At 39.9% G+C, this 18,814-nt stretch carries 15 protein-coding genes; 7 read left to right on the plus strand and 8 right to left on the minus strand.

The window, feature by feature from the left end; translation table 11 throughout:
- Positions 1-18 precede the first annotated feature (18 nt).
- From GR929_RS12790 to GR929_RS12820, 7 genes are all read right to left on the minus strand, one after another.
- Positions 19-3,318, minus strand: coding sequence for a TonB-dependent receptor (locus GR929_RS12790; RefSeq protein WP_159520420.1), 3,300 nt, complete (start codon positions 3,316-3,318; stop codon positions 19-21).
- A gap of 146 nt (positions 3,319-3,464) precedes the next feature.
- Positions 3,465-4,481 carry a FecR family protein gene (locus GR929_RS12795; RefSeq protein WP_159520422.1) on the minus strand — a complete coding sequence of 339 codons (1,017 nt, stop codon included), beginning with the start codon at positions 4,479-4,481 and terminating at the stop codon, positions 3,465-3,467.
- Positions 4,482-4,657: 176 nt separating this feature from the next.
- Complete coding sequence (locus GR929_RS12800) at positions 4,658-5,251, minus strand: RNA polymerase sigma factor (RefSeq protein ID WP_159520424.1); 594 nt, start codon at positions 5,249-5,251, stop codon at positions 4,658-4,660.
- A 392-nt stretch (positions 5,252-5,643) separates the two neighbouring features.
- Complete coding sequence (locus tag GR929_RS12805; protein ID WP_159520426.1) at positions 5,644-6,546, minus strand: carbohydrate kinase family protein; 903 nt, start codon at positions 6,544-6,546, stop codon at positions 5,644-5,646.
- A gap of 144 nt (positions 6,547-6,690) precedes the next feature.
- Positions 6,691-7,521, minus strand: coding sequence for an HAD family hydrolase (locus tag GR929_RS12810; protein ID WP_159520428.1), 831 nt, complete (start codon positions 7,519-7,521; stop codon positions 6,691-6,693).
- Between the two features lie 94 nt (positions 7,522-7,615).
- Positions 7,616-8,491: a pyridoxamine kinase gene (locus GR929_RS12815; protein WP_159520430.1), complete on the minus strand. Its 876-nt coding sequence runs from the start codon at positions 8,489-8,491 to the stop codon at positions 7,616-7,618.
- Between the two features lie 118 nt (positions 8,492-8,609).
- Complete coding sequence (locus tag GR929_RS12820) at positions 8,610-11,078, minus strand: helix-turn-helix domain-containing protein (protein WP_159520431.1); 2,469 nt, start codon at positions 11,076-11,078, stop codon at positions 8,610-8,612.
- A 366-nt stretch (positions 11,079-11,444) separates the two neighbouring features.
- Here GR929_RS12820 and dapB point away from each other — a divergent pair, with 366 nt between their 5' ends.
- The 4 genes from dapB to GR929_RS12840 all read left to right on the plus strand — a co-directional run bounded on the left by dapB (position 11,445) and on the right by GR929_RS12840 (position 14,612).
- A complete protein-coding gene (dapB, locus tag GR929_RS12825) occupies positions 11,445-12,161 on the plus strand; it encodes a 4-hydroxy-tetrahydrodipicolinate reductase (RefSeq protein WP_159520432.1) in 717 nt (238 codons plus the stop codon).
- 13 nt (positions 12,162-12,174) lie between these two features.
- Positions 12,175-13,515 carry a signal peptidase I gene (gene lepB / locus GR929_RS12830; RefSeq protein ID WP_159520433.1) on the plus strand — a complete coding sequence of 447 codons (1,341 nt, stop codon included), beginning with the start codon at positions 12,175-12,177 and terminating at the stop codon, positions 13,513-13,515.
- Positions 13,516-13,599: 84 nt separating this feature from the next.
- A complete protein-coding gene (locus GR929_RS12835) occupies positions 13,600-13,935 on the plus strand; it encodes a LapA family protein (protein WP_159520434.1) in 336 nt (111 codons plus the stop codon).
- Between the two features lie 5 nt (positions 13,936-13,940).
- Positions 13,941-14,612: a WbqC family protein gene (locus GR929_RS12840; RefSeq protein WP_159520435.1), complete on the plus strand. Its 672-nt coding sequence runs from the start codon at positions 13,941-13,943 to the stop codon at positions 14,610-14,612.
- On the opposite strand, the gene GR929_RS12845 is transcribed toward GR929_RS12840, so the two are convergent.
- On the minus strand, positions 14,572-15,012 hold the full coding sequence (locus tag GR929_RS12845) for an NUDIX domain-containing protein (protein ID WP_159520436.1): 441 nt from the start codon (positions 15,010-15,012) through the stop codon (positions 14,572-14,574). The genes GR929_RS12840 and GR929_RS12845 overlap by 41 nt on opposite strands.
- Positions 15,013-15,495: 483 nt before the next feature.
- Here GR929_RS12845 and GR929_RS12850 point away from each other — a divergent pair, with 483 nt between their 5' ends.
- Genes GR929_RS12850 through GR929_RS12860 form a run of 3 tightly spaced genes read left to right on the plus strand, consistent with a single transcriptional unit; the run spans position 15,496 to position 18,813 of the window.
- On the plus strand, positions 15,496-16,683 hold the full coding sequence (locus GR929_RS12850) for a hypothetical protein (protein WP_235934322.1): 1,188 nt from the start codon (positions 15,496-15,498) through the stop codon (positions 16,681-16,683).
- Positions 16,684-16,700: 17 nt separating this feature from the next.
- Positions 16,701-17,942 (plus strand): quaternary amine ABC transporter ATP-binding protein, encoded by a 1,242-nt coding sequence (locus GR929_RS12855; protein ID WP_159520437.1) that lies wholly within the window; start codon positions 16,701-16,703, stop codon positions 17,940-17,942.
- Position 17,943: 1 nt separating this feature from the next.
- Entirely contained in the window at positions 17,944-18,813 is an 870-nt protein-coding gene (locus tag GR929_RS12860; protein WP_159520438.1) for an ABC transporter permease, read from the plus strand.
- Position 18,814: the final 1 nt, after the last annotated feature.

An 18,814-nucleotide genomic window follows, 5' to 3' on the forward strand; every position in this document is an offset into this window, starting at 1 on the left:
GTTTTTCTTCTAGTTAGATTAAAAGTTTAGATTACATCCAATTGTAAAAGTTCTTGGTACTGGGTAGGCCGTATTGTCTACACCTAGTCCATTCCAATTCAGGCCAGAACTAACTTCAGGATTTCCTCCCGTGTACTTCGTAATAATGGAAAGCTGCTGTCCACTCACATAAAAACGAGCCCGTTTGATGTATTTCTTAGGAGAAATCGTATACCCCAAAGTCACGTTCTTAATAGCTAAATGTGTTCCATCAGACACCCATCGTGTATTGTTAAAACGGAACAATTCAGTCGTTCCTGCTTTGGTACGGGGAACAACACCATTGCCAGAATTTTCCAATGATCTCCAACGATCAGCAACATTCGTTTCAACATTAAATACACCATCCAAGTTATTGGTATTCTCGAAAGATCGAGCAATGATATCTCCTCCGATAACACCGCTCATTACAATACTTAAATCAAAATTTCGGTAGGAGAATTCATTCATAATACCAAAGACCAAATCAGGATTCGGATCACCAATGATTGTGCGATCATCTTCATCAATCACTCCATCTCCGCTGATGTCTTTCATTCTGACAGTTCCAACCTCAGATGAAGCATGTTTAGGCTGTTTATTAAATTCTTCCTCGGTCATGTATATGCCATCATAAACATATCCCATAAATACACCGACAGGTTCTCCAACAGCCAAACGGTTGATATCTCCTGCATTGTCGTAACCACCAATCGGAACGTTTTCTGTTCCCAGTTGCTTCACTTCATTTTCGTTGAAAGCGAGGTTAATGTTCGTACTCCATTTAAAATCATTAACCATGTTCTTCGTTTCAAGCGAAATTTCGTGTCCCCAGAAATCGATCTGTCCTACGTTGTATTGAACATTTGAGAATCCTGAAGCCATTGGAATATCTAACTGGTAAAGTAAATTGTCAGTCGATTTTCTATAGTAGTCGTATTTTAGAAAAAGTCGATCTTTGAAAAAGCCTAAGTCTAGACCAACATCAAACTGAGTTGTTTCTTCCCATGTTAATTCTGAATTACCCAATCCTGTCAACGCTTTTCCTGCCTCCAAAACACCACCGAATACGTAATTAGCAGCAGCAACCCCGGCAATGTGTGAATAATTTCCAATATTATTATTTCCGGTAATTCCATAGCTAGCTCTTAATTTCATATAGTTCATCTTAGAACTAATATTCTGAAAAAAATCTTCTTCTGAAAGAATCCATCCAGCAGAGAATGAGGGAAAAGTAGCCCATTTATTATTGGCTCCAAATCTGGAAGAACCGTCCCGGCGAAAAGTTGCTTGAAGGTAGTACTTATTCGCGTAGTTATAATTCAATCTACTGATATAAGAAATCATGGACCAAGCAGTTGTCCTGCTACCTCCAGTCGTTGTTGCAGCAGCATCTAACCACGAAATTTCGTCATCCGGATAATCGGTCCCCGAAAGATCACTACCTTCCCATCGGTATTTCTGGCTTGTATAACCAGCCAAAAATTCGAGATTGTGTTTATCAAAACTCTTTGAATAGGTTAAAATGTTTTCAATTAACCAAGAATAATAATAACCAGTATTGTACTCGCCTTCAGCTGGCTGAGGAGGTGCTTGTCCTAATCTACCTCCAACTGTAGATGGAGAAAATGATTTCAAATGTTCACTCTCCAGTTCAACTCCTGCCTGAAACTTATACTTCAGTCCGTCAATGATGTCAAGTTCAAGAAATGAATTGGTCAGTAAGTGAAGCTTTGTTCTTTTGTTTTCCTGCTCCGTCAAAACACGATACCAATTTGGCTGTGCGAACATGTTTGGAGCACTCAATTCCAGTCGTAAATCACCATTTTCATCCCATGGACTCAATATTGGAGAAACAGTAACTGCCGTTCCAATAATTTCACGAAATCCATCCGTATTTTGATTTTCTGAAGTTTGTAAAGATGGTGCAATATTAAAACCAATTTTAATGTGATCGTTCACCGAATATTCGCTATTCCCTCTTAAAGAAAAACGTTCAAAACTTGTATTCAGCATGACTCCGTCCTGCTTAAAATAAGAACCGACAACAGCTGAAACAAACTTGTCTTTCCGACTCGTCGCACTTAAACTATAGCTTTGAATTGGAGCAGCCTGCAACATCACATCGTACCAATCAGTGCCGTCTCCATACTGTGAAGGATTTTGATATGGCACAGGGACAACAGCCTCTCCATCAGCATTCTTCCATCCTTCATAACGGATTTTATCTTCGAAGAATTCTTTTTGATATTGTGCAAATTGTCGAGCATTCATCAAATCCGGACGACCTCTCTCTGGAGTGCTCTGAACGCCATAATAAGCATTGAAATTGAAATCTGTTCTCCCTTTTTTTGCCCGTTTAGTTGTAATCAGAATAACTCCGTTCCCTGCTCTAGATCCATATAATGAAGTCGCAGAAGCATCCTTCAACACCGTATATGATTGAATTTCATCAGGATTAATATTATTAATACCCCCTACAATGGGGAAGCCATCCACGACAAACAAGGGCTGATTATCAGCATTTATAGAGGTTGCTCCCCGAATTCGAAAAAGCATACCTTCTCCTGGTTGTCCTGTGGTTTGATTAATTTGAACACCAGCTACCTGACCTTGAAGTTTTTGAGCAAACTGACCAACAGGAATACTTTGTAGTTCTTCTGCATTTACATTTTGTACAGAACCTGTTATATCCCTTTTCTTCTGGGTACCATAAGCAATGGCAACCACTTCTTCAATCCCAATAGCATCTTCTTCCATTGTTATATTGAGTGTCGTTTTATTATTAACAGGCACTTCCTGCATCTTCATTCCAACGAAAGAAAATTGAAGAACGGCATCATTAGGAACATCCTTCAAAACAAAATATCCATCGATATCTGTTATTGTTCCAATAGTAGTACCTTTTAAAACGACGGTTACGCCAGGAAGTGACTCTCCATCACGATTCTGGACTGATCCACTTACATCGATTTGCTGCGATGATAGCTTATTTTCATCGATATTGGACAGGATAATCTGTCTGTCCTGGATCGCATATTTGACACCGGTTTGCATGAACAGTTGATCGAGAATCGTCCCAACCTCCTGGTTATCTACACTCAAACTAACTTTTCGGTTGACATTAATCAAGTCCTGATTATAGAGAAAATAGAAATTAGTTTGATTCTCTATTTCATTCAGGATTTCAGAAATACGTGTGTCGGAGAAGTTCATGGAGATTCGGGTTTGTTGCGAATAGCTATTGATCGCTGAAACCTGAAAAACTCCGATTAGCAGAAGGGTTAGTGTTACTCTCATAAACAATAACGTTTTTTTTAGCACAGACCAATTCCTGACCTTTGCCTTCTTAGTTTTTTTCATAAATTTACATTTGTAGGGTTAATAAATTAATTTAGTGCGACTCTACGTTTTATAAGGGAAGTGCTGGTACCACTTCCCTTTTTTTATTTAGCTTCTATTATTACGTTTTTCTTTTCATAGACTCCGTTTTCATTCGTTTTACGTTCTACAATTCGATATTTCATTGGCGTTGTAAGCGAGATCATACGTAAGATCTCATCCAGTTCTTCATCTTTAAAAGTAGCTTTGAAATTATACTCCCGTAGTTGTTTGTCCCTAATCTCAAAATCGACGTTGTACCATCGGGCAAGTTCTTTCACAACATCAGACAAAGGCTCATCTCTAAACTTAAGCACCCCTTTTGTCCAAGAAGTTAGTTCGGCTGCATCAACAGAACGAATTGCAGCTTTCTTTTTTTGAATATCATAACTAAACATTTCATCGGGCTTCATGGTGTACAGGTTCCTTTCATTGGCATTCAACACCTTAACTACACCTCTTTCTAATATGACATTTACCAGAGGATCATCTTCATAAGCAGAAACATCGAAAGAGGTGCCCCATACCTGAACAGTAATTTCTGAGGTTTTTACACGAAATCGCGCCCCTTGCTGGTGAACAACATCGAAATAGGCTTCACCATTTAGCTTTACCTCCCTATTCTTTGAAAAATCGACACAGTACGATAGATCAGAACCGCTATTTAGCCACCCGGAAGTTCCGTCAGGCAGCACAAATTCGGTTCTCGCCCCCATTGGTGAATGGATCGTCGCCATTGCCTGTGACTGCACTGCAGGTGTTTGCAATAACCAATAACCAAATCCAAGCAGAAGCGGAATCAATAATACTGCAGCAACCTTCTGATAGTAGTTTATAAATGAACGCCCTTTTGTCAATTGAGTCGATATCAGTGTCTGCATCTTCAGAAGACGAAGTATTCGGGACATACGATCATCCAGAGCTTGATCAGCAGGAATTCGTTCCCAATGATGCTGCATCTGATCTTTTAAAGTATCATCTGGATGTGAAAACATTTGGGATACTCGACGATAATCGCTCCTGCTATAATCTCCGTTTGCAAAATTATCCAGTGGTTTTTTATTCGTTTCTCTTTTCTCCATGCAGCACTTAAGTAATTCCTCTGTTTATACTTGTTTGCTTGTTTTATCCCAAATTCTCAAAAACCCCTATTCCTAAACTGATCTTTTTTTAAAAAAAATCTGAGACGGGTTCAAACGAATCGTAGAATAACGAACTACAACAAGGAAAATCAAGGATTAAAAAAACGAGAATGAATTTAATTTTCAAGGAATAAAGACAAAAAGAGTAATCCGCCAGGGAGCTCCTCTTCGAATCGTTTTTTTAGGTATTTCATAGCTTCGGTAATCTGGTTCTCGACAGTTTTAGCAGAAACACCGAATTCTTCAGCAATTTGTTTTACAGGTATTCCGTGTTGTTTACGTCTAATAAATACCTCTTTTCTTCTTTCAGGCATCTCGCTAATAAAACCATCCAATTTTGTTAATACCAACTGAAAATTATTTTCATATTCAACACAATCCCTTCCATCATCTAACTGATCCACCAACTCCAATCTGAATTGATTCTCCTTTGCTTTTCGATTGAATGATTTTTTGATCGAATTAAAAGCAATTGTAAATAAATAAGATTGAAACGATGTTCCTGTTTTTAACGAAAAGCGATTGGTCCAAACCTTCAGAAAAACTTCCTGCACGATTTCTTCAGCCTGATCGGCTTCTTTCAGGTACGACAAAGAAAACATAAAAAGCTTTTGACCATAGCGTTTGAAAAGCATTTCAAATGCATCATGGTCACTCTTTCGAAGCGACCGCACCAGATTCAAATCACTATGAGGAATGTACGAATTCAAGAGTTACCTTTATTTTGTGACAATAAAGGAATAAAAAAAAACTTAGACCACAACGAATAAGATATTAGCTTGCCGAGATACTATGCTTCCCCGATGCCCCACTGTCAGAAAATTACTGGAATATTAAGTTAGAGTTTTCTTGTATCAGAAATCAGCACGTAGGCAGATGAAACAAACGTGCCTGAAGAACATTGGTTCTCCATTAGCTGGTATTAGCCCGTTGGCTCAAAAGCTAATGAATATCTACTGCTATAACTACTCAATTTGAACAAAAAAAGCAGGCTGTCAAATAACTCAGACCAGGTAATAAATAATGGCCATCTCCTGAAATTGCATCTTGAATTAAAAAGAAAATCAGGTTCAAAAAAAACTCCCGGAACCTGATATGGTTGCTATTCTAAGTTCGACATCAGGATCTGTTTGATCTCCTGCATATCGTATTTCGGCGTTGCTCCTGCTTTGGAAGCTACAAATGCTCCTGTGGCACATGCAAGTGCCAGTGCATCTTCGTATGACTTATTTTCGAACATAGCAGAAACCAGTCCTGCCAGAAATGCATCTCCGGCACCAACAGTATCTACGGCATTAATTTTAAATCCCGGATGCTCATAGAAATTACCTTCGCAATATAACGCTGCACCATTTTTTCCTTTTGTAACACATACCAAATCAGCATCGTAATGTTCCGACAACCACTGAACCATCTTTTTTTCAGTCATGTTGTGTTTATTATGCCAGCCAGCAAAAACACGCAATTCGTCATCATTTAACTTGATTATATCAGATTTATGTAGCAGAGGCTCAACAATTTCCCGACGATCATACGGTTTTCGGAGGTTGACATCAATCAGTTTTATCGCATCACCTTCGAGGAGTTTGACAAGCGTATTGCGGGTTTGCTCATTTCGCGAAGCCAACGAACCATAAACTAAAAGCCCACATTCTTTTGCTTTAGACTGTAATGAATCAGTCAGTTGGAGATTATCCCATGCAACGGGTTCACATATTTTGTAGGTCGCATTGTTGTTGGCATCCAGATGCACCAACACTTCACTGGTTGGAAGTTTTTCATCTACCTGAATATACTCAGTCCTTAAACCGGATCTTTCGATAAAAGTCGTTAACTCCTTACCCGCTCCATCATTTCCAATTCGACTTGAAATCGCTGCACATTGACCAATCGCATTCATATGCAAAGCCACATTCATAGGAGCCCCTCCCGGCTTTGCTCCTGATGGAAGACGATCCCACAATATCTCCCCAATGCACAGTATTTGTTTATTATTGATTTTCATTACCCCCGAATTTTGGTTGGTTAAAACTTATGATGACGTTTTTCCATATCTGCTTGTATTTCTTCCAAAGATTTACTGTTGGTTTCAGGTACTACTTTCCAGGCAAACAAAAGCGCTACAGAGCTGGTTCCACTATAAATTCAACTACAAATACTTTTTTAACGATTGACTGAAAGCACTTTCCTCGTTTGACAAGGCTTTACGGAAAAGAGACTTCAACTCTTCCGGCCCATTGTCGACCAAATAAGAGTGCGAGGTAAAATTCAGCAAATCCAGATCATTGTAATCATTGCCAATACCAAATGTCATATGATGATGAATTTTTTCCTGATCGCACAAAAACCTAACAGCATTTCCTTTCGAAACATCTTTGTGAAAAATCTCCATCCAAATGTAATTGGTATCCAGTGGCGAGGAAGTTCTGACAACCTTGATATCGTCAAATTGCTTTTTCAATTCTGATTTTATCTGAAAAAATAAATCCGGTTTATTCGGGAAAATGACTAGAAACTGGCAAGCGTCATGTTGCAGTTTTTCCAGTATTGGCAATTTCTCAGACACTGCATTGTGAAATTCAAAATAACGCTCGAATTCTTCACAAGAATTTTCTCCCCGAAAATACCAACATCTGAAATTCTCAGGTACCGCACGAAACAAGTGAAAATTCATCTTTTTGTGGACAAAATATTGAATGATTCCCTGAGTCGTTTCTCGCGAAAGATTTTGCTGATAAACCAATTTCTTTGCTTTCCAGTCGTAAATTCCTGCACCGGATGAAAAAGCCACATAATCGAAAGGCAAATGTTCCGGAATAACTTCCTGAACCTTTTGAAAATTACGCCCGGTAGCCACAACGCGTAACACGCTGCGTTCACCCAAAATATTCAACATTTGGATGTCATCCTCACTAATAGACTTATCATTTTTTAAAAATGTGCCATCCAAGTCGGTGGCCACTAAACGGATGTCTTTCATGTGTTTATAATTGTTTATTTTTTGCAACACATGGTACTCGCTTTAAAGAATCATGCTTCTGCGTGCGAATGTATTTACATGCCCGTTTCATCACTTAGTCCAATAACTGGTAACTACTAATTTGCACCGGAGCACTCAACGAGGGCAATACTTTTTCCAGCAAGATACCTTCGGTTGGTCGGTGGTTGTGCCCAAACGTGGCCCGAACGCCCATCGAAATAAATTGAACGGCGCGATCCAGTGCAATTGGTAAACTATCGCCTTGCAACAGCGAACCGACCATTACACTGGCAAACGCATCGCCAGTACCCGGATAATGTGCGGGAATGTAATCGCATCCGACACGCCAAAACCGGTGATCAATTTTATTGTACGCAATAACCGAGGAGTTATTTCTTAAATCGCCATTCGGTACGCTGGTAATGATTACTTTCTCGGGGCCCAAATCGGCAAGCCGTAAAACCCACTCTTTCAACTCAGACAACTCAATACCTTTATTGTGTTTTTCATTCAAAAGAAAAGCTGCTTCAGTCAGATTTGGGGTGATCACATCTGCCGACGACACCAATTCCTTCATCTTTTCTACCATTTCCGAATTGAACGCGGTATACAATTTACCATTGTCGCCAAGCACCGGATCAACTATAACTAAGGGATCAGGCTTCGAAAAATCCTGAATAAACTGAACAACCGTGTCAACCTGGCTGGCAGCTCCCAAATAACCCGAATAAATCGCATCAAAATCAACGTCCAGCTCTTTCCAGTGATCAATCATGGGTTGCAAATCCTTGCTTAAATCAACCGCATGAAAGTTTGGAAACGCACTGTGCGACGAAAGCACAGCTGTTGGAAGCGGACAAACCTGCACTCCCATCGATGACAAGATTGGGATTACGACTGTGAGCGATGCACGTCCAAAACCACTTAAATCATGAATTGCCGCCACGCGGGGAACACTGTTTCGTTTCATTCGATCGACTTTTATTTATTGAAGTACTCGCCAAAAGTAAAGAAATACTGACAAGTTGTTATTTAAACAATGCAAGATAAGCTCCTGTTCGCTGTTAAATTTGAATTGAGATTGATGATTATTTATCCTCCGATACACTCTTTTGTTTGCATTCAAGAAAACTCAATCCCATTCGCAAATCGCCATAACTAAAACCGTCACCCAAAGCCTCCCGAGCTGCAGAAAAGCTTTTGTTTTCAGCTTTGTCAAAGTAGGAAATAATTTTATCAAGCTTTTCTTTGGTCAGAAACTGGAGTGCGTCCAGTTCTCCTTCCCTGACAAAATGAGCCAAATGGCTTTCAATAGTTGACGCAGCCAAACCTCGTGCTGCAGCTACTTCCTGAATATTCTTCCCCGATTGAAAGATCTCCAAGCTCATTTTTTTGGTGTCCGGTTTTGGCTCCTTCTTCTCCTTCGAAACGTCCTTCAGCGGAATTTCACCGCGGTCAATTTTATTTTCTTCGCAATAGCCGAGAATCAAGTCTGTTATATCAGCTCCGAACTGTTCAATTTTCCTTGCCCCGAGTCCGTTGATCATCGCTAAGGATGCAGAATCCGTTGGCAGGTAATTGACCAGCTCGATCAATGATTTTTGCGAGAAGATCATGTACGGCGGAATCCCAAGTTCTGTCGATTTTTCATATCGAAAAGAACGGAGCAAGTTGAAAAGCTCAGGGTGTGGAATATCTTCCAGGTTTGTAATTTCCTTCGCCTTTTGCTTTTTAGGTTTCGAAGGACTATTTTCAATCAAAGCCTTTGCCCGGGCATCCATAATTTCACTCACATAAAAACCATTATTACACGCTGCATAACCGGCCAGTTTTGCTTTAGCTTCCTGCTCCAAGTCTCCCGCCCTTCTGGTAATTTGGCGCTTTATTGTTTTATTATCAATATCAAGGTCAGCTTTCTCAATCCCCTCAACGACAATAGTTCGTACTTTATCCTTAAAATAACCAGCAGCCTTTTTGACTCGTTCCTGAAGCTTATCATTCTTTTCCACATCAGGCATTTCCTGTAAATGACTTTCAATTTGTTGTTGAAATTTGTCGCTTACTCCAACCACTTCTGCTTGCAGGGTTTCTTTCATTTTTTGAAACCGTTCTACAAACACATCTGTAAAACTCCCCCGGTTTTCATGGATGGTTTTATTGATTGAATTCACCAGATAAGCAATCCGGTAAAAGCGGAAAAGTTCCAACAGTTGTTCTTTCTGAAAAAGTACTTTCGCCTCGCTCAACTCTTTTTCGCCGGGCTGGTTTTCCTCAACCTGTTGAATAAAGCCGTGAACCGTTTGATCAGTTATAATATTTTGGTTTGAAATCGGGGTTTTCAGCACCAGTCCTTCCAGTGTTTTGCATCGACTGAGGGCTACATACACCTGTCCGTGTGCAAACGATGCTTCGGCATCAATAACCGCCTTGTCGAATGTTAACCCCTGACTTTTATGAATGGTAATGGCCCATGCTAACTTTAATGGAATCTGGCTAAATGAACCTTCCAATTCCTCCTTGATTTCGGCTGTGTTTTTGTCAATCGAGTACTTCACGTTTTCCCACAATAAAGCACTCACTTCAATCTCACTTTCATCACCGGGACACTTCACCGAAACAGTATTCTCATCAATGTCGGTTATCTTACCAATCTTACCGTTATAAAATCGTTTTTCAGGATCAGGATCGTTCTTTACAAACATAACCTGCGCACCAACCTTCAAGCGTAATTCAGAATCAGTTGGAAACGAATACTCCGGGAAATTACCAGTAACGCGCGCCTTAAACATCTGCTCTTTCGAATTTATTCCTTGCAATTTCGAGTCGTTTATCCGGTGCGCCTGACTGTTGTGAGTGCAGAGTGTGATATAACCGTCTTCATCGTTAGGTGAAAAAGCTGGTTGACAGCGTCTGTTTAATTCTTTTGCGGCGTTTTCATCCAGCAAATTATCTCTCACCTTATTAAGTAAAGAGATAAACTTATCGTCTTGTTGACGAAAAACCTGTGTCAGTTCAATGCTCACATAAGCCGTTTGTTTCAAGGCTCTGCTACTAAAGAAATAAACTGTTTCGTAGCTCGACTTTAGCAATTGCCATTCGCTGTTTTTCACCACCGGCGAAAGCTGTTGCAAATCGCCAATCATGAGTAATTGAGCTCCGCCAAAGGGTTTTCGGCCATTTTTAAACCGTCGCATTACCCGATCTATTGCGTCCAGCACATCGGCACGCACCATACTGATTTCGTCAATCACCAATAATTCCAAACTACGAATGATGTTGATCTTCTCCTTACTAAAACGCATTTGCCGACCTTGCTCATTTTCCAAGCCTACTTGTGGTGCAAACGACAACTGAAAAAAGGAGTGAATGGTTACACCACCGGCATTTATTGCAGCAACTCCCGTTGGTGCTACCACAATCATCCGCTTGGGCGAGCGTTCTTTTAAACTTTTCAGAAAAGTGGTTTTACCTGTTCCTGCCTTTCCGGTAAGGAAAATATGCTGCCCGGTAGATTGCACAAAGTCAAAAGCGAGTTCCAGTTGTTTATTTGTTTCCATGAAAATATCGGTATTCAATAAAAATTAAAGGTAGCCAATTTATTATAATTTTGACGATTGTTGCGAACCTCTTCTTTTTACAAAGGAAATAAAAGCACAAGAAACACGGCACTTTAACCCAAGTAATTTTTCAATATGGATTTGATCGAATTAAACTGTTCATCCTCTTAAGCTTCTCGTTTATCGAAAATATTTCAACGACTTTAGAATGCGTTCTAGTTTTAGTATCTAATTTTTATCTTTGTATGCCTTAAAAAAGAAAGTATACTAAAATCTGTTAGTCAAATAAGTTGGAGCTGATATAATCAAGCTCTTTCAAAAAAATATTAACAGACTATATTTCAACAATAAAAAAGAAACAAAGGAATGAAGATTGCACTAATTGGCTACGGAAAAATGGGTAAAACGATTGAAGCCATTGCGAAAGACCGCGGGCACGAAATTGTTTTAACAATTGATATGGATAACCAGGAAGATTTGACTCCTGAGAACTTAAAAAAAGCAGATGTGGCCATTGAATTCACAGTTCCGGCATCGGCAATAAAAAACTACAAAAAATGTTTCGAAAGTGGAGTTCCCGTTGTAAGTGGAACTACCGGCTGGCTCGACCATAAAGAAATTGTACTTGCTGACATGAAAAAGCAAGACGGCACTTTCTTTTACGCTTCAAACTTCAGCTTAGGGGTAAATTTATTTTTCGCACTAAATGAAAAGCTGGCCGAGTTGATGAAAACCCGCCCTGAATATGACATTTCCATGGAAGAAGTTCACCACACTCAAAAGCTTGATGCTCCAAGTGGAACGGCCATTTCGTTAGCCGAAGATTTATTTGCTGCACACCCGGGAAAGCATAGTTGGACTTTGGAAAAGCCCAAAAAAGAAACGGAGATGCATATTGAAGCAATTCGTGAAGGAGACGTGCCCGGGATTCACCGCATCAAATACGAATCGGATGTAGATTACATCGAGATAGAACATAGTGCAAAAAGCAGGCAAGGATTTGCCCTGGGAGCTGTTTTAGCTGCCGAATATACGGCCGACAAAAAAGGCCTGGTTAGCATGAAAGATCTTTTAAACTTATAACATACTCAATCCAATGCGAGAAATTTTGACGAACAAATGGTTCAAGTTCATTTTAGTTGCCCTGCTATACAGCCTGTGGGTAATCTGGATGGAAAGTTACTTATGGCTGATCGGCCTGGCAGTAATTTTCGACATGTACATTACAAAAAAAGTACATTGGGCGTTTTGGAAAAAGAAAAACCCGCCGGATGGAAAACAAACGAAAGTTGTTGAATGGGTCGATGCCATTATTTTTGCAGTGATTGCGGCTACTTTTATCCGCATGTTTTTTATTGAAGCATACACCATTCCAACCTCATCGATGGAAAAATCGATGTTAGTTGGTGATTTTCTATTCGTAAGTAAAACAGCTTACGGTCCAAAGCTTCCGAACACACCGTTGTCCTTCCCTTTTGTTCATCACACCATGCCACTTTCAAGAACAACGAAATCGTATGTCGAATGGATTCAGAATCCATATAAACGAATGGCAGGATTTGGCGATGTTGAAAATAATGATGTGGTGGTCTTCAACTTTCCGCATGGCGATACCGTGGCTTTAAACATGCCCACACAAGATTATTACCAAATGCTTCGCTCATACGGGCCCGAACGCATTTGGAGTGACAAACGCACGTTTGGGGAAATTATAAGACGCCCAGTTGACAAACGCGAAAACTACATTAAGCGATGTATCGGAATACCCGGCGACAAGATTGAAATTGTTGATGGGCAAGTATACGTAAACGGGAGTGAGCAAAAACACTTTGCCGGAGTTCAATACGACTACATTGTAACCACAAACGGAACTCCTATAAACAAACGGACGCTTGAAAAAATTGGTATTTCAAAAGCGGATCAGCAAGTATTTAATGGTTCACAATACCTATATCCGCTGACGGACGAGTATGTGAAAGAATTGGAAACACTCAACAACGTCACTTCTGTCAAAAGGGTTAATATGCCCGACGGAAATTGGGATAAAAATATTTTTCCCCACGATGAGCAGTACCCGTGGAATGTGGATAACTTTGGCCCCTTGACAATTCCGAAAAAGGGAGAAACCGTCAACCTGAATTTAGAAACATTGCCTTTGTACAGTCGAATTATTGACCTTTACGAGGACCATGATTTGGAAGTAAAAGATAGCACCATTTATGTTGATGGTGTGGCTACCGACAATTATACCTTTGCGATGGACTATTACTGGATGATGGGTGACAACCGCCACAATTCCGCTGACTCCCGCTATTGGGGATTTGTTCCAGAGGATCATGTTGTTGGAAAAGCTGTCTTCATCTGGCTGTCGTTGGACAAAGAAAAAGGATTTCCGGCTAACATTCGCTGGAGTAGATTATTCTCCTTGGTGCATTAAAATAGTTTATCGTGAGTAAAAAAAGGATAGTGAGGATTTGCCTCGTTATCCTTTTTTTTATTAATTTTCCTGAAAATAATCACTATGTCTGCAGGAATTATATTTTTACTGATATTGGCTTTGCTTCTAGTCATCTTTACTCTACAAAATACATTGTTGATTAGTTTGAATGTATTTTTCTGGGAGATTACCGATGTGCCTTTGGTGTTAGCTCTCATTGTCTGCATCATTGCCGGAGCCATTCTGGCATTTTCGTTTACCTACCCTCGGCTGTGGAAACTAAAAGGACAGTTGAAAGAAAAGCAACGCGAAATCAAAGCATTGGAAGCGCAACGACTAGAAGCTGTAGAAAAGCCCCATGCTGAAGGCATTGAAATAACTGAAGAAGAAGAAAGCGACACCAGCTTTTTTAAAGAATAAGTTGAATGATTGATTCGAACGTACTATTAAGTACAGCCTACTTTCCTCCTGTACAATACCTCTCAAAATTCTTGATTTACGAAACCATTTGGATTGAAGTTTTTGAAAATTTCACCAAGCAGACCTACCGGAACCGAGCTGTAATTTCGGCTGCAAATGGAGCGGAGTCACTTATTCTGCCTGTTGAAAAAGGCAGAAGCCGAAAACAACTGATTAAAGACATTCGCATTTCGTATGACACCAACTGGCAGCACATTCACTGGCAAGCCATTGTTTCGGCTTACCAATCTTCCCCGTTTTTTGAAGTGCTTCAAGATGACTTCAGACCTTTTTTTGAAAAACAATATTCGTTCTTGCTCGATTTTAATACTGAAATTTTGCGAACGGTACTTGATATACTGGAAGTGCAGCCAATCACAAAACAAACCGCAGACTTTGAGGAAGTGCCTGCCGAATGCTTTAATATGAGGGAAGCCATTCATCCCAAACCGCAAAAAGCATTACCCGATCCCCTGTTCGAGCCACAGAAATACACACAGGTTTTCGATGATAAATTTGGCTTCACGCCCAACCTAAGCTGCCTGGACTTGCTGTTTAATTGCGGCTCGGAAAGCTACGAGGTGCTGCTGAAAAGTATTAACGCGACTGGCTTAGCAAAATCAGGAAATCGTGAATGATTGTTGAATGATCAAAAGCCAGATCGGGCAGTTGGTCAAGCTTAAACCAAGCTGCTTCGGCTGCGTCATCTCCGCCTTTTACCATAGCCTCTTTTCCCACAAAACCATAATGAATCACCGACAAGGTTCGTCCCCTGGGGTCGCGATCAACCTTATCGTAAACCCGGAATTGTTCCAGTTTCTCCAGCTCCAACCCAGTTTCTTCCTTTACTTCGCGAATACAGGCATCTGCCAGCACTTCATCCATTTCCATAAAACCGCCCGGCAATGCCCATTGATCTTTGAATGGATCAATCCCACGCTTAATCAAAAGAATCTCAGCGGTCTCTTTCCGCAGAATTAAAGCATCGGTGGTAACTGCTGGTCTTGGGTATCTGTAAGTATATTTATTATCTGTCATCAATGTGTGTTTTTAGTAAACTAATCATTAATCGAAGTAGTTGCTTTTGATTATTTCAATTACATCTCTGAATAATAGAAACAATAGATTGAAATGAGTACTTACGATTATTTCGATACTACCTCAATGCAATATTACGAAAGAATTAGTTTTCTTTTTGAATTTCCATTCAATCATTAAAGAAAATACCTCTTTACCTTTTTAATTTTTTTTCATAACAATAAAATATAGTTCTTCTAATATTTGTTTCTAGAGAACCATTGCAAAAATTAGTTTAAAATACTCTTCATTATTTATTTCTATTAATAAATACATTTGCACGCAACTTCTATTTTCTTTATAATACGGCCATTTCAAACGAATACAACCAACAAAAATTGTGAGACACTTCAATTTTCTTACTTTTGTCCTATAGAAACTAATCCCAATAAATAATCACCATTCATAATTAAAAATCGTTTTTAAAAATCAAAAAGTATTTTTATGAATTTATCTCTCAAATCACTCACAAAAAGACTTGTTCTTTTATTACTGGTATTTAACTTTTTTCATTCGGCAGTTGCGCAGGAGAAAAAAAACCACTTTAAAGTTGGCGGAGCAGTTCGTTTCAATCTGTTTTCGAAAAGCTGGGTTGACACAAAAACACAGCCCGAATTCACTTGGGATACCTGGCGCCTGAATGTTGACGGATCAGCCGGTGGAATAGATCTTAGTTTCGAATACCGCTTCTACCCGACTTTCGACACGCATTTCATCCATCATGGTTACCTTGGTTATGCATTCAACGATAACCTTTACATGAAACTTGGAGTTAGTCAGGTACCATTCGGAATAACCAAATATGCGTCTCATAGCTGGTGGTTTCAGGGCCAATACTATTTCGGACTTGAAGATGACTATGACATGGGAATCAAATTTGACTACACAGGGATCGACAAACTGGATTTAAGTTTTGCCTATTATCGTCAGGCAGAGCCGGAAGGCCCAACAGCAGGCGGTGTTACTTATGGTAATGCAGGACCGGGAAGATATTCTTATGACATTACGCCAGGGTTTGGAAAAATCGGAACCTCAACAGTTGATGCTCATATCCGCGAATTAAACCAGGTAAATGTAAGAGCAGCCTACCACATTAATGAGCAATTGGAAGTTGGTTTATCCGGGCAAATAGGCGGCATTTATAACAGTGTGTTGGATGAGGCCGAAACAAGCACCGCTTTTGCTGCTCACGTATTAGCAGACTGGGGACAAGGATGGAATTTTAAAGGTACATTCATCAACTACAACTACGCTGCAAAAGCCGACAATGGTCAATCACTTGATATTATCCAGATGGGAGCTTACGGATCGCCTTATGATGTTGCGACAGAAGCCAACGCTTATGCAGTAGGAATTGCAAAAAGCTTTCCTGTAGAACTGGGGCCAATTACCAACATACAGGCTTATGTTGATTATACCTATGTTGATAAGACAAAAGAGGAATACGCAGACATGCACCACCTAATCCCCGGCATTTTAATTTCTGCAGGGCCACTCTATACGTACATCGATTATGCAATGGGCAAAAATCAACCTTGGCTTACCCCAACATTTGGTAAAGGTTTGGGAGTTGGTGACGAGGACGCGGAATGGATGAAGCGCTTTAACATTAACTTCGGATACTACTTTTAGAAACTAAACATATAAATATGTCAGAAAGTGATATAAAGATTGAAGTCAAAGACTTAACTTTGATATTTGGTCAAAAGAAAGGGCAGGCATTAAAGATGCTCCGGGATGGAAAATCTAAAACCGAGATTCTTTCAAAGACCAAGTGTACCGTTGGTGTAAATAAAGCCAGCTTTCAAATAAAAGAAGGGGAAGTTTTTGTGATAATGGGGCTATCTGGCAGTGGAAAATCAACACTTATCAGGTGCCTAAATCGCCTTAATGAGCCTACTGATGGAGACGTACTAATTAATGGTGTTAACATTACGAAAGAGACTAACAAAGAACTCTTAGACACAAGACGAACCGAAATGAGTATGGTGTTTCAGAAATTTGCACTTTTGCCTCACCGTACTATAATTGAAAATGTTGCCTTTGGCCTGGAAATTCGTGGCGAGGAAAAAACAAAACGTTTAGCAAAAGCGAAAGAGGCTATCGAAACTGCAGGTTTAAAAGGCTTTGAATACCAAAAACCCGCGCAATTATCAGGCGGAATGCAGCAGCGTGTCGGTTTGGCACGTGCATTGGCCAATAATCCTGAAGTATTATTGATGGACGAGGCCTTTTCGGCACTCGACCCGCTTATTAAGTCAGACATGCAAGATCAACTGCTGGACCTTCAGGACGAACTGCATAAAACCATTGTGTTTATTACCCATGATTTAGACGAGGCCATAAAACTTGGTGACCGTATAGCTATTATGAAAGATGGGGTAATTGAACAGATTGGTACTGCCGAGCAAATTCTAAAAGAGCCAGCGAGTGAATATGTCAAAGCATTTGTGGAAAAAGTGGATCGTAAATCGATTATTACTGCAGGTTCCTTGATGTTTAAAAAACCAACTACGGTACTGCTTGATAAAGATGGTCCTGAGTCTGTTATTCGAAAGATGCGCACAGTAGCTGCCGATGTATTGCCTGTAATTGATAAACACCGTGTTTTTAAGGGTTTTATTTGGTTGCCAGAAATACTTAAAGCCGAAAAAGCAAAAGCTGAAGACATCATGCCGTATATAACGGTTAACTGTCCAAGTGTGTATACTGAATATACAGTTGAAGAGATGTTGCCTTTGACGAGTGGAACAAAGTCTCCTATTGCAGTGGTAAATAAAGAGAATGGTCAACTCTTAGGTGTGGTGGCTCAAACTAGCTTGATGATTGAGGCGACACGTTTCAACGATGAACAGATCATACATTTAAAAGAACAAGCAATAGAACAGTAATATGGAGAAGGTAATAGATATTGGACAATATATTGAGGTAGCCGTAGATTGGCTTACCGAGAATTTTCACGGACTGTTTGATCTCATTAAAAATGTAGGAAATGGTTTTATTGAAGGCTTTGAATGGCTTTTAATGGGTATTCCATTTTTTGTTGTTATTGGGCTGCTAACCATTTTGGCATATTTAAAAGTAGGAAAAGGAACTGCCATTTTTACCCTGGCGGGGATGGTATTAATTTACTTAATGGGTTTCTGGGAGGAAACAATGGAAACTTTAGCGTTGATTTTTGTTTCTACCATAATTGCTTTGGTGCAAGCTATACCCATCGGAATTTGGGCGGCTAAAAAGCCCGGGGTAAATCGTGTTGTGCGTCCTATTTTGGACTTTATGCAGACGATGCCCGCTTTTGTGTATTTGATTCCGGCAGTGCTGTTTTTTAGTATTGGTAAACTACCTGGTGCTTTTGCAACAGTTATTTTTGCCTTGCCGCCGGCAGTACGTTTAACAACCTTAGGCATTCAGCAAGTACCTCCCGATTTGGTGGAAGCAGCACGCGCTTTTGGTGCTACAAATCGTCAAATACTTACCAAAGTAGAGCTGCCATTAGCAACAAACACCATATTGGCCGGCGTCAACCAAACAATTATGATGGCCTTATCAATGGTCGTTATTGCAGGTATGATTGCTGCTGGAGGTCTGGGAGAAAAGGTACTTGAGGGTATTAATAATCTTAATATAGGACTTGGATTTGAAAGTGGTTTTGCCGTGGTTATTCTAGCTATCGTTTTAGATCGAATAACACAGGCTTTGGGCCAAAAAAATGAAAATAGTCCGCTCAGTAAACTGAGGATGAAATTTAAGAAAAACTAAT

Source organism: Sunxiuqinia indica, from assembly GCF_009847015.1.
In the GTDB taxonomy this organism is placed as follows: Bacteria; Bacteroidota; Bacteroidia; order Bacteroidales; family Prolixibacteraceae; genus Sunxiuqinia; species Sunxiuqinia indica.

Excerpts from the sequence above, each read along its gene's own strand:
- GR929_RS12810 (WP_159520428.1), bottom strand. The coding sequence starts at position 7,521 with ATGAAAGACATCCGTTTAGTGGCCACCGACTTGGATGGCACATTTTTA.
- GR929_RS12790 (WP_159520420.1), bottom strand. The coding sequence starts at position 3,318 with ATGAGAGTAACACTAACCCTTCTGCTAATCGGAGTTTTTCAGGTTTCA.
- dapB (WP_159520432.1), top strand. The coding sequence starts at position 11,445 with ATGAAGATTGCACTAATTGGCTACGGAAAAATGGGTAAAACGATTGAA.
- GR929_RS12805 (WP_159520426.1), bottom strand. The coding sequence starts at position 6,546 with ATGAAAATCAATAATAAACAAATACTGTGCATTGGGGAGATATTGTGG.
- GR929_RS12835 (WP_159520434.1), top strand. The coding sequence starts at position 13,600 with ATGTCTGCAGGAATTATATTTTTACTGATATTGGCTTTGCTTCTAGTC.
- GR929_RS12815 (WP_159520430.1), bottom strand. The coding sequence starts at position 8,491 with ATGAAACGAAACAGTGTTCCCCGCGTGGCGGCAATTCATGATTTAAGT.
- GR929_RS12795 (WP_159520422.1), bottom strand. The coding sequence starts at position 4,481 with ATGGAGAAAAGAGAAACGAATAAAAAACCACTGGATAATTTTGCAAAC.
- GR929_RS12845 (WP_159520436.1), bottom strand. The coding sequence starts at position 15,012 with ATGACAGATAATAAATATACTTACAGATACCCAAGACCAGCAGTTACC.
- lepB (WP_159520433.1), top strand. The coding sequence starts at position 12,175 with ATGCGAGAAATTTTGACGAACAAATGGTTCAAGTTCATTTTAGTTGCC.
- GR929_RS12840 (WP_159520435.1), top strand. The coding sequence starts at position 13,941 with ATGATTGATTCGAACGTACTATTAAGTACAGCCTACTTTCCTCCTGTA.
- GR929_RS12820 (WP_159520431.1), bottom strand. The coding sequence starts at position 11,078 with ATGGAAACAAATAAACAACTGGAACTCGCTTTTGACTTTGTGCAATCT.
- GR929_RS12855 (WP_159520437.1), top strand. The coding sequence starts at position 16,701 with ATGTCAGAAAGTGATATAAAGATTGAAGTCAAAGACTTAACTTTGATA.
- GR929_RS12860 (WP_159520438.1), top strand. The coding sequence starts at position 17,944 with ATGGAGAAGGTAATAGATATTGGACAATATATTGAGGTAGCCGTAGAT.
- GR929_RS12850 (WP_235934322.1), top strand. The coding sequence starts at position 15,496 with ATGAATTTATCTCTCAAATCACTCACAAAAAGACTTGTTCTTTTATTA.